The organism is Psychrosphaera algicola, assembly GCF_028401425.1.
GTDB lineage: Bacteria > Pseudomonadota > Gammaproteobacteria > Enterobacterales > Alteromonadaceae > Psychrosphaera > Psychrosphaera algicola.
This window is the reverse complement of the sequence record NZ_JAQOMS010000002.1, coordinates 355,800-370,060: the sequence shown is the minus strand read 5'-3', so window position 1 is coordinate 370,060 and position 14,261 is coordinate 355,800. Positions and strand designations below refer to the sequence as shown.

Below are 14,261 nucleotides of genomic sequence, written 5' to 3'. Positions count from 1 at the left end.
ATTTTAGCGCCAATAAGACACAGTATCACCAATAGCCTTTGCTTTTTTAATTGGTGTTGGTATAGCAGGTGTGCCTAAATACAAAAAACCCACTATCTCATCTTGAGATTGCAAGTCAAATGCGGTTCGTACATTGTCATCAAAAGCAAAACTACCGGTGCGCCAAATGCCGTTATATCCTTGGGCAAATGCGGCCATTTGCATATTTTGAACAGCACAAGCCGTTGTCGCTATTTGCTCAACTCTCGGTACTTTTTCGTGTTCTTTATAACGCATAATAGCAACAATAATCATAGGTGCGCGGTAACACATTTTTTTGATTTTTCGATGACGAGTTCTTCTCGATTCGCAGCCACGGCAGCATTTGTAAATATATCGGTGAGTCGGTCTAAACCTTCACCAGTGCATACGACAAACTCAAATGGTGTTAGGTTGGCGTGATCTGGAGCTCTCAAACCCGCATTTATGATGTTGTCTAAAGCCTTGCCCTCTGGTGCCGGAGCATCAAGACGGGCAAAGGAACTTCGTGTTAGCAATAACTCTAGTGCATCCATTAAATATCTAAACTTATTAAGTGAATTTAAACAGGATAGTACGTAATTCCCATTAAGTTTTAAAGTGATAGATACGAACTAAAATTAACTTTTTGTTTTGTCTACCAAACCCGTTAGATAATGGTCAATACTGGTATATTTACCACCACCAAAAACAAGTAAAACCAGTAACATAATAAAATACGTTGCCGCAAACTCGATGCCGTTGTTTAGAATAACAAATGATCCGCTACTCGATAACCAATCATAATGACCGTGCTCCTGTATTATCTCTATCGCTTTTTGTTTCTTTTCTACAGAGGCCATTATTTGCTCATTTAGAAATAGAGTTCCGTCGGCCAACCAGCTAGACGGATCGGCAATGGCCAGCCACCCATTTTGCCAATGAGCGGTTTTAGCAGCAACAAACATCGTTATTAAAAGTGGTATTGAAGTTAACCGTGTGAGTAAGCCGAACAGTATAAAAATCCCGCCTAGTAATTCAGCAGATATCGCTAAACTTGCCATTAAATCCGGAAACGGTAATCCTAATCCCCATTCATTATTACCAAACCATGCTGAGGTCTGATCAAACGCTTGAAATTTAGTCCAGCCAGCTTGGATAAGGACGGGAGCCAAGTATAATCTGATAAATAAAAGCGGCAAACCATCTGCCAGAGATAAGCGCTCAACAAAATTTTTATAAGTCGAATATATTTTCAAAATACACCTTTGCTTTCTAATATTTATTATTGGTTAGTAATAAGAACGATGTTTTTACGGTTTTATTTCTAGTGAGACAAAAAATAATTTTCTGGGACTAAAAAGTAAAAACGACTACTCACGTAACGGAACAATATCTAGTTTAGTGATAAAAAGGTAAACTGCGTCTAATTTATTTTCTATTGGTATACACATGTCAGCAATCATTATTAAAAATGACCGAGTTAAAGCGGTCAAACGCAAACACCCTTGGATTTTCTCTAAAGCAATTAAAGAAGTCATCGGTGATCCGCAATTAGGCGAAACCGTCGATCTTTTAGATGAAAATAACAAGTGGTTAGCTAAGGCGGCCTACTCTCCGCACTCACAGATCCGAGCGCGCATTTGGAGTTTTGAGCAAAACCAAGAAATCGACATCGATTTCTTTAAAGCTAAAATTGAACGAGCTTTATTTATTCGACAACCGATGATCAAACAAGCTCAAACAACCGGTTATCGTCTACTCTGTGCAGAGTCAGACGGAATTACAGGTTTAACCGTTGATGTTTATAACACTACGCTTGTTTGCCAAATCTTAAGTGCGGGTGTTGAAGCAAATAAAGACATAATCGTCGAAGCCCTTAAGACGGTATTCCCTGATCATGTCATTTATGAAAGAAGCGACGTCGATGTGCGTCAAAAGAAGGTCTGAAAAACCGTCGCGGCGAGATCTTTGGCAAATTGCAATCACCTATCATTATTGAAGAAAACGGCATTAAGGCGTACGTAGACGTTGAAAATGGACATAAGACAGGTTTCTATTTAGATCAACGAGATAATCGAAAAACATTAGAAAAATACGTTGAAGGTAAAACGGTTCTAAATTGTTTTAGCTATACCGGCACGTTTGGGTTAACCGCCCTTAAAGGTGGTGCAAAACATGTTACACAAGTTGATATGTCACAGTCGGCGCTAGATATTGCTGCTAAAAACATTGACTTAAATAATTTTGACCAAGCTAAAGTTTCTCTTGTAAAACATGATGTCTTCAAACTATTAAGAAAATACCGCGAAGAAGGTACAAAATTCGATGTAATCATCATGGATCCGCCTAAATTTGCGGAAAGTAAAGCGCAGTTACGAGGCGCATGTCGTGGTTATAAAGACATTAATATGATTGCCATGCAGTTGCTAAACCCAGGTGGCATCATACTCAGTTTCTCTTGTTCAGGATTAATGGAACCATCTTTATTCCAAAAAATTCTGGCCGATGCTGCATTAGATGCAAAACGTGATATGGTCTTTATCGAAAAGCTTTCACAGGCTCAAGACCATATAATTAGCAGTGTGTATCCTGAAGGTTACTATTTAAAAGGCTTTGTCGCGCAAGTATTCTAATTATTCATCGAGCGCAAATTCGTGAATATCACCACTACCGGTTACAAGCCGGTAGTGTTTTAACATTCCTTTTTGATCTAACTCAACAACACCTGCAGCAGAACTACTCACTAAATGTCTACCATTTAAATGTTTAAACGCATTATCCTGTGTTTTTAAGGGATGATGATCAACCGCTAACTTTCTTCTTTTGGTAAAAATGTTAAGCAAACTGTATTGCGAATAGAGAAATCTATCTATGTAATCAAAGAACTTAAGTAATTTTTGAGGAAATTCATTTTTAAATCCCGAACATGTTAGTTGCCATATCTTGTCGGTACTTGAGCTAAAACGTCTTTCCGCTGAAAAACAAAACGAATAGTGAACATCGCCCGACAAAATGATTATCTCATCAGGCGCATTATCGTGGCGCATCATACTCATCAATTTACGTGCAGAGCCCTGATGAGCCATCCAATTTTCAACATCAACTAACAATTCTTGGCCTACAAGTTCACAAGCTTTTTGTACGACTTCAATTGCTTTAACACCAAAAACGGGCGCCGCCGACACAACAAGTATAGAACCAAACGATTCATAAAGTTGATCTTCAAGCTGCTCAAGTGACCTCCAATCCATTAACCCACTTGGATTTTTAGCGGACGTCTCACTACGCCACCGTTGCGTGCGCGTATCTAATACTGCAATTCTAGGCGATGTTTCAACGACATAATCCCATTGATTAAAATCTAGGAGTTGCTCAGTGAGTTGTTTATTCGCAAAGTCTTTTTTCAGTGCGAGGGATCTAAGTTTTTCTATTATGGGGTCTAGCCGTTCAGGGTTATTGCCCCAACCTTGGAATAAACAATAAGACAACAAACCATCACTTATCATGTGCTTGGTCACTGTATTGCCATAAATATGTGATTCCCAATCCGCTGTTAAGTTCCAATCATCGGTGATGTCATGATCATCAAATATCATTAATGTAGGTACGTTTGCGACAACCGCTTCAAATCGGTCAAGTTCCTCGACAAACTGTTTTACGGTATGTAACTCTTCAAGGTATTTTTTTGCTCTAAACCAGAAAAATCACCAGCTGCAAGTTCCACTTCTTCCATGACCAATTGCCAACAAGCTGTCGACCATAGGTGAGTAGATAGGTCGCAAAAATTCATCTAATGTAATTAAATGGTTTTCATGAAATCGTGCAGAAATAATGGTTGAGCCATGCCAAAAATTTTGCCACCGACTTAAGCCTTCTTTTTGCGGTAATAGCTGATGTCGTTTATTTACTGACTTTTGCCATTCTAATGCAGTTCTTGGTAGCGCATCTGTGTAGTGAGTAGCGGAATACAACTTCAACTTTTTAGACAGTAACTGAGCGCCAATCAACATCGGCGCACTTACATCGTCAGCGTAGATTTGATCGCCCGCCATAATTAGATAATCAGGGCGAGACAGCGTGCCATCTTGAAGTTTGGCATAAATCCCAGCAAAAGCGTCTTTCGCAATATGGTCAGGTTTACGACATGAACCTTGGATAACCGAACTCATCGTTTGGTTATAACAAAAACTTGGTCTGGTTCGACTTAAACTTAAAAGGGATAAATCATATACATGACCGCTATCATCATCTTTGAGCTCATATTCAATATCAACACCATTCGGTAAGGCGTCTTCATATGTTGGAATAAGTCTAAATAACGCGATTGTCGCATTATCACCTATCTGGATCCATTCTACTGAACACTCAGTATCTAATAATTTGATTTGCTCTAAATATAAATTCAATGTCAGGTTACGGTGTTTGTCCATGACCAACCATATCAGTAACTCAGATGACAACAGACGTCGTAGTATAGGGCCGCATAAAATAGAAGGGGTAACTGACAAATTTATTTTCCTTTTAATAAAATAAGGGGATCGCTATTGGGCCTAAAATTAAACCAACCAAAAAGCCCCACAACCAATTTAGACCTTTATATTTTGCTAACAACATACCTACAATCGCAAAGATAAATGAAGCTAAAACAATGATATGCATAACGCTTTAGCCCCTTAATTAAAAGTAATGTAAGAAAATCAGTTTTAGTCGTTTGACTAAGTGTATCGTGTTAAAACGAGAATTAAATCGTAAAGGTGTATTTAAATTGCAAGAATTTGTAAAAAAATTGTTACCGAGTTAACGATCTTCAACTATTGTTTTTATAACAAGAACAAATTCTTAAGAGTGCACTTAATTTATGTCTGAGTATAGACCCTGTAGTTATGTTTCGGAGGACAAACAAAAGTGTAAAGAAAAGGATTTAGGCACTGGATTCTGTTTTTGGCATGACCCAATAATAGACAAAACCGGAATGGAATTGAGTGAACGTTTAGAAGCCTTTGCCTCGAGTGGTGGCTTATTACAGGGAATAAGACTAAAACGCGCCAACTTATTCCACGTTAATTTAGTGCGCCCAGACTCCCCTATCGGTTATGACATGCGCAGTGCCGACCTTTATCGCGCGAATATGCAAGAAGCCCATTTGTTTAATTTGGATTTAAGTGGTGCTTCGTTAATGAAAGCGAACCTCAACGAAGCCAATCTGCATTGTGCCAACCTACACAATTGCAACTTATTAGGCACCAAACTCCATGGCGCTCGGTTAGATAACATAAAAATTGGTGACTTTGTTCAACAAGAAGCAATCGCAGATTCTTTTGATAAAAAAGGGTTAAGGGAAGAAGCGGCTGACCACTATGAACAATCGGAAGAAATATATCGAAACTTAAGAAAATCAGCTGAGTCCGACGGTCTATTGGGCCTCGCGGGGCACTGTGCCCATAAAGAACTTACCATGCGACGTAAGCAGTTTCCTAAGTTTTCAAAAGGACGGATAATATCAAAAACGGTGGACTTATTTTGTGGATATGGCGAACGTCCCATGAATGTCATTTCATTTTCACTCGCCCTGATCTTTGTCTGCGCCCTGCTATTTTTTATCTTTGGTGTCCAAGCCAACGAAGGCATTATTAAGTTTTCAACAGAAAATTCACTCGCGTCGAATCTTTCGGACTTTTTCTCGACCATTTATTTTAGCGTCGTAACATTTACAACATTAGGTTATGGCGACATACAGCCGGTAGGATTTTCGCGACTCATCGCAGCAGTAGAAGCTTTTATTGGTAGCTTTGCGCTCGCACTTTTTGTGGTGGTTTTTGTCAAAAAACCACCCGTTAATTAAACCAAAAGATATACTAGCTTAGTTGATTGACCAACATTTCCGCTAGTCCAGAGTAACGATGGGTTGTTCTATTTATCGCGGAACGCAAACTGGTTTCAGTGGCCAGTAATGAAAAATTGATTTTGGAACGCGTTAGTCCAGTGTAAACAATTTCCCTTGAAACTAACGATGAAGACTCATCTTCCGCTGGGAGTATCAGTATACTATGGTCAAATTCCGAACCCTGACTCTTATGCACTGTCATTGAATAAACACTCTCATGACCTTAGTAACCTTTGGCAATGGAATTTAGAGAATGCAGACTTTCCGACTTGAAAATACGTCATTAATAACCCCGAAACCGGGTCAATGAGTTGAATCCCAATATCACCATTATATAATTTCAAATTATACGCATTTGTTGCAATCATAATTGGCCGACCAACATAATGTTGCTCTTTGTTGGGCACTAACGATTTTTGCATTAATCGTCTATGAACACGCCTATTGAGAGATTCAGTACCAAATTCTGATTTACGGACACAACATAACACCTGTAATTGATATAACGTTTTAAACACCTCGGGGATCAATTTGGCCTCATTTTCAATTGTTAATGTTGCCGCCAATCTATGGATATTAGAATAATGTTCTGTAACTAACTCAACTACTTTATCAATTTCAGCGTGTGGCTGACGATACCAATTTAACGACTGTTCATTTGCTGTATCCGCTAAAAAGTAGCATTGACGCTATTAAAGTCACCAACGTTAATTGCCGCGGCGAGTTGCCCTATCGAACTTTCTGCACCAAACCGAAAACTCTTTTTAGTTCAACAAGGTAACGTAAGGACAATTGGTTTTGAGCAATGTAAAAATCGGCTAACACATTACCAGCCTCTACAGAGGCTAATTGTTGTCTGTCTCCGATCAATATCACTCGGCAGTTTAACGGCAACGCATTAAATACTTTTGCCATTAATGTGACATCAATCATAGAAGCTTCGTCAATAAGCAATATGTCGAGTCGCAATAAATTATTATGATCATGTTTAAATTGCCCGTTGCCTCGGGAGCCCATTAATCGATGGACTGTAGAGGCCGAAACAGGAACCTGAGCCGCAAGTTCGTCTTCAATATCAAGAGAACCTAACGCTCCTTTAATAGACTCTTCAAGTCGTAACGCTGCCTTACCTGTCGGCGCGGTAATTGCGATTTTTAATTTTCCCTGTCCACCTAAGATCTGATGATCAAATAGAATTCCGGCAAGTAACTTAACCACGGTTGTCGTTTTGCCAGTGCCGGGACCGCCGCTAATAACAGAAAACTGAGACTGAAGAGCGTTTGTGACTGCGACTTTTTGCCAATCTACAACATTGTCGTTTTCTTTATTTTCATCGCTGCGCTTAAACATGCTTTCGATAAAGCCTAAAGTACGTGGCGTAATATTATTTTCTGCTTGATCTTCATCTGCGCTTTCAAGCTTATTGTTTGATTGCTTAGGTGCTCGACCTAACATCTTAGTAATTTTATTTGCAATACAATGTTCAGCGATAAAATAACGGTGCAAGTAGAATCGGTTTTGCCACAAAACAAATGGCTTAATAACCTGTTGTGCAGTACTTAGCGAACTAATGTCGTCAATATTTTGGACAAAGTCTGTTTCACCTCTAACGGTATCGAGCCAAATCTGGTGATCGGGTAGCAAAATGTTAAGTTCAAGAATATCGCTTATCGCTAACCAGCTACTAATGATTTTTCTATCAATATAGATACATGAATGTTGTTTTAACATTGCGTCCATTACAAACGCCGCTAAAATCGTTAATAGGTTCCTACTCGAATCTCCCTCAGTTTGCTTATTTTGACTTAAGTGTTCATCAAATATCATATTAGCGAAGTGTTTACAGACCGACTCAATTTTGCCGTTGGCGACCAACTCAGTTAACAAATGTGCGACGGGAGTCTGATCAAATTTAAGTATTGATTTATCGGTTGAGCCTATTTCCATAAAGGAGCCGTTATCATTTATTAACGTATTGCTATTTGTTCTTAATAAAAAATTCATTGTTAAAACCCAAATCCTTTTTGTGACCATAAACCTTCATCGACAATTTTAACATCCGTTCCAGCTGACTTTGACTCGCCAAAATCGGCATTTTGCGCTAAGTCGTGTTGCGCTACATCGTGTTGTTTTAGGGCATTATCAAGATATTGAATTACGTCATAATTCACTTCAAATTTGTATACGCCAGTGTCATCTTTTTCATCCATCCCACGGACATATAAATACACAGCACCACCTACATGTAAGTCGTAATTGTAGTCCGTTAAACGTGTAGCTAAAAAGCGATGTAACGCCAAAAGATAGATCAGCGCTTGTAAGTGATAATGATGGTCAATCATACTTTCAAATAGCTTGGTTTGGTCATAATCTTGAAGTTCAAACCCTAGAAAATTGGATTTGTAGTCCACTACATAAAACTTTTGTTCGTGTTGGACAACAACGTCGATAAACCCTTTAACAACGCCTCTAGACACTGAAAACATTGAGCCTTTCATTTTGTTACTCAATTGTTCTAGCCCCAACATTGATAACGCGTTACCAAAAATGGACATGTCGAGGCCACTAAAATCAAAGTAAAACTCCAATTCATTAATAAATTTATTAGGTGCCAATTGAGATAAAGAAAAACCAGCTTTGGGATTTAAAATTACATTTTGCAACCATTGTTCTACCGTCTCAACCCACTCTAAAGATATTGAAAATTTAGTTAACCCATCAATGATAACCTGGGTCTGTGCAGACATTGGTTGTTGAAAATCAACATGCTCTAAAATCCAATGGATACAGGTTCCCGCATTAGCGCCTTTTGGAAAATGAAACTGATTAAAAACCCCTTCTGGTGCGACAAGGATATCATTAGATTCACTTTCTTCTGCTTCGTTAACCCCCTAGTTTCAAATAGAACATCAGGCTCAGATTTAATGACGTCGCTATGACTTGCATGACCAATTTGGTTACTCATCATAGAATAACTTATGATCCGCCAGTCATGTTTTTTAGGTGGGTTATAATGATTAAATACCATCGAAGCTTCGTCGCTATTCTTAGGCATCAACAATACTGGTGAAGATTTAAACGCGTCATGAACCTCAGAGACAGTTACTTTTTTATAAACAACCCCAGCGGTTTGATTATTAGTAACCTGCTTTGACATTGCAGTAAAATAATCACTGATCCGCTCATCAATGTTCGATTGTTCTTCACGGCCAAATAGCAATTTATAAATCGCGGTTTGATGCAGTTTAAACTGTCTGTTTACAACGTTAAACATGCCAATAACGACGCGATAAATCGGCCTTGTTAAACTGACATACAGTAATCGTATATCTTCTGCCATGCGCTCTTGTTCTGCGTATTGCAGTTCAATAAGTCTATTATCGGCCCTAAAATAGGTGGTATTGTCCTTTTCCGAGGTATAAATAGCTTGTTTACTTAACATTGCATTGCAGATAAAAGGCAAATACACATAAGGATACTCCAGACCTTTAGACGCATGATATGTCACTATTTTTATCAAATTTGAATCCGACTCTAGTCTCAGTACTTTTTCATCGTTTGATTCATTTGATACATCCATCGAGATTTGCTGTTCGAACCACAATAAAAGCTTTTCAATACCAGCATGCTGTTTCTGTTGCGTTTGCAATATTTCCAACAAATGGCGTAAGTCGGTTACGTGTCGGTTGAAGTCATTGACACTCGATGACCATTTTGAATAGCTTTCAGCGCAAAACATTAAATGTTCGACACTGCTCGTAATATTGCCCCTTTGCAGTTCAACTTGAGCTTCGAAAAACCAATTGAGCTTTTCTTGCCATAGATTTGGGTCGTGTTGAAATGTGAGTAAGTCTTCTACTGAGTATTGAAAAAGCTGAGTCGCCAGTGCGGTTTTTACTTTTTGTTCGTTGTTCGGCGCTGCAATTGCCACGAGTAAAAGATTTAAGTCCTGAGCAACTTTACTACTAAAAATACTATCACGGCTCAGGTACACGGAATCTAAGCCAAGTTGACTCAAGCTATTTTTTATAATTTTGGCTTGCGGACGACTACGAACCAAAATACAAATATCACCTGTGGATACCGCTTTTGGATCATCAGGTCCCTTATGTTTATGTCCGTTTAATAAATTAACAATATCGACGGCACACCATTTGGCCATGAGATCATAACCTTGTGTACTTGCTATAGTTGTTTTATCGCACTCTTTGGTTGATGACGTTGATTTGTTTTTATCTTTAACTTCTTCAGCGTTAATAATTGCTGTGTCGTCGGTATTGTTTATATTTGTTTCCGAATTACCACTATCTTGCTGTTCATCAACAACCAAATGACATACTTCAAACGCCGCTTGGTCGTGGTCAATTGGGGCTTGTTGTGAATCAAATGAGCGACCGGAATCAACAGAGACAAAGGGAATTGATTTATGCTCAAATTGTTCTGGGCTATGTTCAAATATATAATTTACTGATTGAATTAACTCAGGGTGTGAGCGCCAATTTTTATTCAAAGTAAAATGACGTTCCGGCGCGATGTCGTGTTTTGCCCGAATATACGTGTAAATATCTGCGCCACGGAACTTATGAGATCGCTTGTTTCGGATCGCCAATTAAAATCATATTAGCGGCCGACTCACCCGCTTCTCTTTCAGGCTCAAAATAGGTTTTATAAATCGTAGAAAATATTTGATATTGAACTGGATCCGTATCTTGAAATTCATCGATAAATGCCAACGGATACGAATTTCTTATTACATTAACTAAAGCGTGCTGTTCGTCATTTTCTAATGCGTTGGCTAAGGACGTTAACAGGTCATCCGGTGTGATCGTTTGTTGCTGTGAGTTTGATTGACTCGCAAGTCGTTCAATACTATTTTTTGCGTGTGTTAACCAGTAACCTTTAAAAGCTGAGCCACAAAAAGACTCATCTAATGCGATTAGTTGTTCGATTAAAGCGATAATTTCGTGCTCTAAACAGGGATGACCTTTTTTGTAATTACTTTGCTTCCCAAAAACCTCCTGACCCCAAACTGACCACCTGTCTTTATCGGCAAACTCTGGGTAAGCGATATCGCCCGCTAAAAACGGTTCTAAACTAGCTAATCGCGTAACGGCTTTTCGCTTTGCAATCATTCCAGAGCTTAAAATAATGTCACTAAAATTACAGTCATTCCACAGTGTACGGATTTTTTCTGTTAGACCAATTAATGTAGCAAGTTGGCTCTGGTAACCTTCCTCATCCAACGTTGGGTTAATTAAAATCCGTTTACCAAGAACATTTGAAATATTGTTATATAAAGCCTCAGGTGTCGCCCAGTTTTCTGAAAATAATCCAAATTCAATAGAGGTCAGCGTTAATACTTCACGACGCCAAAAATCATAAAGCGCTTTATCTGTAGTCGGTTTGCTGTCTAAGTCCATTTCTTTGTCAAAATCAGATTGTGTTTCAAACGCAAACTGGTTTAAGCACCGTTGACAATATCCATGAATCGTAAAGATAGACGCTTCATCTATAAGTACTATGGCTTGTTGAAGCTGAGTATACGCCCGTAAACTAGCCGCTTCTGACGCCATATCATATTGCTGTTGGCACTTTAGTTGATACAAGGAAATGACCGCAATTAGATTAGGATCAGCTTTTGTTTTTTCGCTAGATTGGCTAGAGATTAGATAATGTTGCGCCTCAATTAACTTATCTCTGATCCTATCTTTAAGCTCTTTTGTTGCAGCATCGGTAAAGGTCACCACTAAAATTTTCTGAATTTCAATTGGGCTCAATTCACGTTCGGGGTCTATGAGCCCCAAAATGGCCCTAAGATATAATGTTGTAATAGTATAAGTTTTACCGGTGCCTGCACTCGCTTCGATTAGGCAATTTTGATTCAGCACTAAAGAGAGTGGATTAAGTACGTTCATTTAAAGGCTCTCCACTGGCGCTTGATTAATGTGAGAAATATAGTGCTTTAACCCTCTAACTCCACAACCCATTCCTATTTCTAACATGGGCAATAACATTTTATCTGCTAAAGCAAAAAACTCAGGCGTGAAATCATCAAGCTTGGTAAATAAACGCCAACTGTAACTATCTATAGCAATTGTAGCTGCAGCGCTGCCCTCTGCAATTGCATCCATCAATACGCTTTCAAGTTCTTGTGGTGAAACATCTTTTTACGTTTCTGCAGCCATAAAAGTGCGGTTTCCGGGTGCCATTTCAACAAACGTTGTTGGTCCATTGAATAACAATAAAGTCGCAACCAGTCATTTAACATCTGTGCACTGTACGCTTTACTAAGTGCAGGAAACCATGCCATTTAGGTGACGTACCTTCTATCCCATAAACCACTGACTTAATTTCAAAGCCACTGGCATTTATCACTAAATGGTTAATCCAACAACTAATAATATCAACCGTTCTTATTCGTCCAGCTCTGAGTTGCACGTTTTGACCTGCGAGCAAATGGTAATCAGCTTCTAGGGTAATATTACCGTTACCAAACGCTGGTTTATATTCAATTGAAAGTGGTGTTGATTGAATGTTATCGCCTTCTTCAATCTCAACTACCTGATGCAATCCAGACGTATATTTTTCGTTATTTGCACTATAATTTTTATAAAGTCGTTGTCCCCATTCGTCCGACGGAAACTGACCATTTTGTAACATAAGCGTTTTACTTGGTAGTTGTTGATTAAGTGCAGCTTCAATAAATTTAAGATTCATTGTGTATTTAGTTAGGCCGTTGTGACTAAAGTTTTCAACCTCTGTTAAAGTATCTGTATAGAACTCATATCGAACATCTAATTGTTGACGATAAAACGCTTTGATTGGATTGCGACAAAATTCAATAAACTGATCAATATTAATTTCACTGTCGTTAGCATTCGCGCTGTATTGAAACCAGTTCTCCAAATTTGATTGGTCAGAGGTCAAAGGCGACGATGTAAGTTCCTCCCCATTGTTTTCAGCATGTGCTGCTTTTGCTACATCAAACCACTGTTTATGGTAAGAATTTTGCAAATTACTCTGTGTTGATTGCGTATAATATTCGCTATCAAATGGTTGTAATCTATGGATATATTCAAAGCTATCCGTTAGTTTTTGTTGCTTGTTTGTTGGTAAATATGATTGACACAAGTAATCTTTAAACTCATTTAACAACACTGAAGGAGGCACCATTTCATTATTTTTGAGAGAAATACCCACATAACTTAAATAAAACACGTCTCTGGCTGAGCACAATGCTTCTAGTAATAAATAGCGGTCATCCCATTTTCTCGAACGATCGCCTTTTTTAGGCGAACATAACGAGACTAAGTCAAAACTAATTGGGTCAACGTTCCGAGGGTACTCACCTTCATTTAAGCCTAATACACAAACAACTTTAAATGGCACAGATCGCATTGGCATTAAGCTACAAAAGTTAAGCTTACCCGCTAAAAATCGCTGCGTTACCCCATCTTCTTGTAAAAAAGTATCAAAATGTCGGTGAATAATTTTGTAACTCACTTTTTGATCAAGACGTAACGTATTAGAGAAGTCCTTGAGTTTGTCATTGACGTCCCGAATAGCCATTAATACGTTTTGTTCAATTTCATCGAGTGTGTCTAAGTCAAAACTATACGCCAATAGCTCAGTTATATAGTGATGCCACTGTTCAGGGGTTTTAGCCGCGTCTAATTCAACTTGTAACGTTACAACAAACTGGAAAAAATCGATTAGCTTACCCAGTGTTTTCGCTTGCATACCTTCAATTTCTGAAAAAGAAACAATGTCATGCCATAGTGCATCTTCACCTACGGATATGCCGAGCAACATACGCTTTAAACCACTTTGCCACGTATTCATATCTCTATTTGGCATTTGCCATTTGGTTTTATGCGGTCCAGATATTCCCCATTTAATCTGACAACCATCAACCCACCTGCGAATAAGATTTAAATCTTCTTGGTCAAAACTGAATAAACGACTCATAAAAGGAACTTCAATAAGGTCCAATATTTCAATGATGGTAAATCGTGATTCAGGCAGTAGGAACATATCAACAAATGCTGTGAGTGATGGACTTAGATCGTGACCGCTGCGGTCCGCAACTGTATACGGAATGTACTTTGCACCTTGGTGTAACCCACCAAAAACACTTTCTATAAACGGGCTATAAGCATTAACATCTGGCATCATCACGAGTATGTCACTCGCTAATAACCCCTCGTTCTCAGCTAATAAATGAAGCAAGTTATCTTTTAATACTTCCAGTTCACGTAAACGACTATGGCAAATATGAACTTGTATTGATGTATCGTCTTGAGGCCAAACTAATTTGCCCTGCTCTGAATTTAACTCTTGAGGCGTCAACGGGACCTGACTGTCACGATATTCCAAA

General features: G+C 38.7%; 12 protein-coding genes and 2 pseudogenes. 2 read left to right on the top strand and 12 right to left on the bottom strand.

Features of this window, described 5'->3' with window-relative positions:
- Positions 1-3 precede the first annotated feature (3 nt).
- Both PN838_RS02010 and PN838_RS02005 read right to left on the bottom strand, forming a co-directional pair.
- Positions 4-554, bottom strand: a pseudogene (locus tag PN838_RS02010) (NAD(P)H nitroreductase).
- A gap of 84 nt (positions 555-638) precedes the next feature.
- Entirely contained in the window at positions 639-1,250 is a 612-nt protein-coding gene (locus PN838_RS02005) for an HvfX family Cu-binding RiPP maturation protein (protein WP_215963047.1), read from the bottom strand.
- 199 nt (positions 1,251-1,449) lie between these two features.
- On the opposite strand from PN838_RS02005, the pseudogene PN838_RS02000 reads away from it, so the two are divergent.
- Positions 1,450-2,633: pseudogene (locus PN838_RS02000) on the top strand (class I SAM-dependent rRNA methyltransferase).
- Here PN838_RS02000 and PN838_RS01995 read toward each other — a convergent pair.
- Together PN838_RS01995 and PN838_RS01990 are read right to left on the bottom strand one after the other, a co-directional pair.
- Complete coding sequence (locus tag PN838_RS01995; protein ID WP_272179614.1) at positions 2,634-3,596, bottom strand: metallophosphoesterase family protein; 963 nt, start codon at positions 3,594-3,596, stop codon at positions 2,634-2,636. It lies immediately after the preceding pseudogene.
- 108 nt (positions 3,597-3,704) lie between these two features.
- Entirely contained in the window at positions 3,705-4,508 is an 804-nt protein-coding gene (locus PN838_RS01990; RefSeq protein ID WP_272179613.1) for a hypothetical protein, read from the bottom strand.
- 350 nt (positions 4,509-4,858) lie between these two features.
- Between PN838_RS01990 and PN838_RS01985 the strand changes: the two genes are divergently transcribed.
- The gene (locus PN838_RS01985) at positions 4,859-5,842 is read left to right on the top strand and encodes a pentapeptide repeat-containing protein (RefSeq protein ID WP_272179612.1); all 984 of its coding nucleotides are present in this window, start codon (positions 4,859-4,861) and stop codon (positions 5,840-5,842) included.
- Between the two features lie 13 nt (positions 5,843-5,855).
- Here the strand turns inward: PN838_RS01985 and PN838_RS26885 are convergent, their stop codons facing one another.
- The 8 genes from PN838_RS26885 to PN838_RS01950 form a co-directional block, all read right to left on the bottom strand.
- Positions 5,856-6,086: an ATP-binding domain-containing protein gene (locus PN838_RS26885; protein ID WP_370660998.1), complete on the bottom strand. Its 231-nt coding sequence runs from the start codon at positions 6,084-6,086 to the stop codon at positions 5,856-5,858.
- A gap of 13 nt (positions 6,087-6,099) precedes the next feature.
- Positions 6,100-6,450, bottom strand: a complete 351-nt coding sequence (locus PN838_RS01980; RefSeq protein ID WP_272179611.1) for a hypothetical protein — start codon at positions 6,448-6,450, stop codon at positions 6,100-6,102.
- Between the two features lie 163 nt (positions 6,451-6,613).
- Positions 6,614-7,888: an AAA family ATPase gene (locus PN838_RS01975; protein ID WP_272179610.1), complete on the bottom strand. Its 1,275-nt coding sequence runs from the start codon at positions 7,886-7,888 to the stop codon at positions 6,614-6,616.
- A gap of 2 nt (positions 7,889-7,890) precedes the next feature.
- Positions 7,891-8,631 carry a PD-(D/E)XK nuclease family protein gene (locus PN838_RS01970; RefSeq protein ID WP_272179609.1) on the bottom strand — a complete coding sequence of 247 codons (741 nt, stop codon included), beginning with the start codon at positions 8,629-8,631 and terminating at the stop codon, positions 7,891-7,893.
- Between the two features lie 23 nt (positions 8,632-8,654).
- Complete coding sequence (locus tag PN838_RS01965) at positions 8,655-10,493, bottom strand: 3'-5' exonuclease (protein ID WP_272179608.1); 1,839 nt, start codon at positions 10,491-10,493, stop codon at positions 8,655-8,657.
- On the bottom strand, positions 10,465-11,799 hold the full coding sequence (locus PN838_RS01960) for a UvrD-helicase domain-containing protein (protein WP_272179607.1): 1,335 nt from the start codon (positions 11,797-11,799) through the stop codon (positions 10,465-10,467). Before PN838_RS01960 ends, PN838_RS01965 begins: the two co-directional genes overlap by 29 nt.
- The gene (locus PN838_RS01955) at positions 11,800-12,018 is read right to left on the bottom strand and encodes a hypothetical protein (RefSeq protein WP_272179606.1); all 219 of its coding nucleotides are present in this window, start codon (positions 12,016-12,018) and stop codon (positions 11,800-11,802) included. It lies immediately after the preceding gene.
- Between the two features lie 127 nt (positions 12,019-12,145).
- Positions 12,146-14,260: an exodeoxyribonuclease V subunit gamma gene (locus PN838_RS01950; protein ID WP_272179605.1), complete on the bottom strand. Its 2,115-nt coding sequence runs from the start codon at positions 14,258-14,260 to the stop codon at positions 12,146-12,148.
- Between the last annotated feature and the right edge of the window lies 1 nt (position 14,261).

What these genes read in the sequence shown, in the direction of transcription:
- PN838_RS01995 (WP_272179614.1), bottom strand. Translation starts at nt 3,596, where the DNA reads ATGATATTTGATGATCATGACATCACCGATGATTGGAACTTAACAGCG.
- PN838_RS01960 (WP_272179607.1), bottom strand. Translation starts at nt 11,799, where the DNA reads ATGAACGTACTTAATCCACTCTCTTTAGTGCTGAATCAAAATTGCCTA.
- PN838_RS26885 (WP_370660998.1), bottom strand. Translation starts at nt 6,086, where the DNA reads ATGACAGTGCATAAGAGTCAGGGTTCGGAATTTGACCATAGTATACTG.
- PN838_RS01970 (WP_272179609.1), bottom strand. Translation starts at nt 8,631, where the DNA reads ATGTCTGCACAGACCCAGGTTATCATTGATGGGTTAACTAAATTTTCA.
- PN838_RS01985 (WP_272179612.1), top strand. Translation starts at nt 4,859, where the DNA reads ATGTCTGAGTATAGACCCTGTAGTTATGTTTCGGAGGACAAACAAAAG.
- PN838_RS01975 (WP_272179610.1), bottom strand. Translation starts at nt 7,888, where the DNA reads ATGAATTTTTTATTAAGAACAAATAGCAATACGTTAATAAATGATAAC.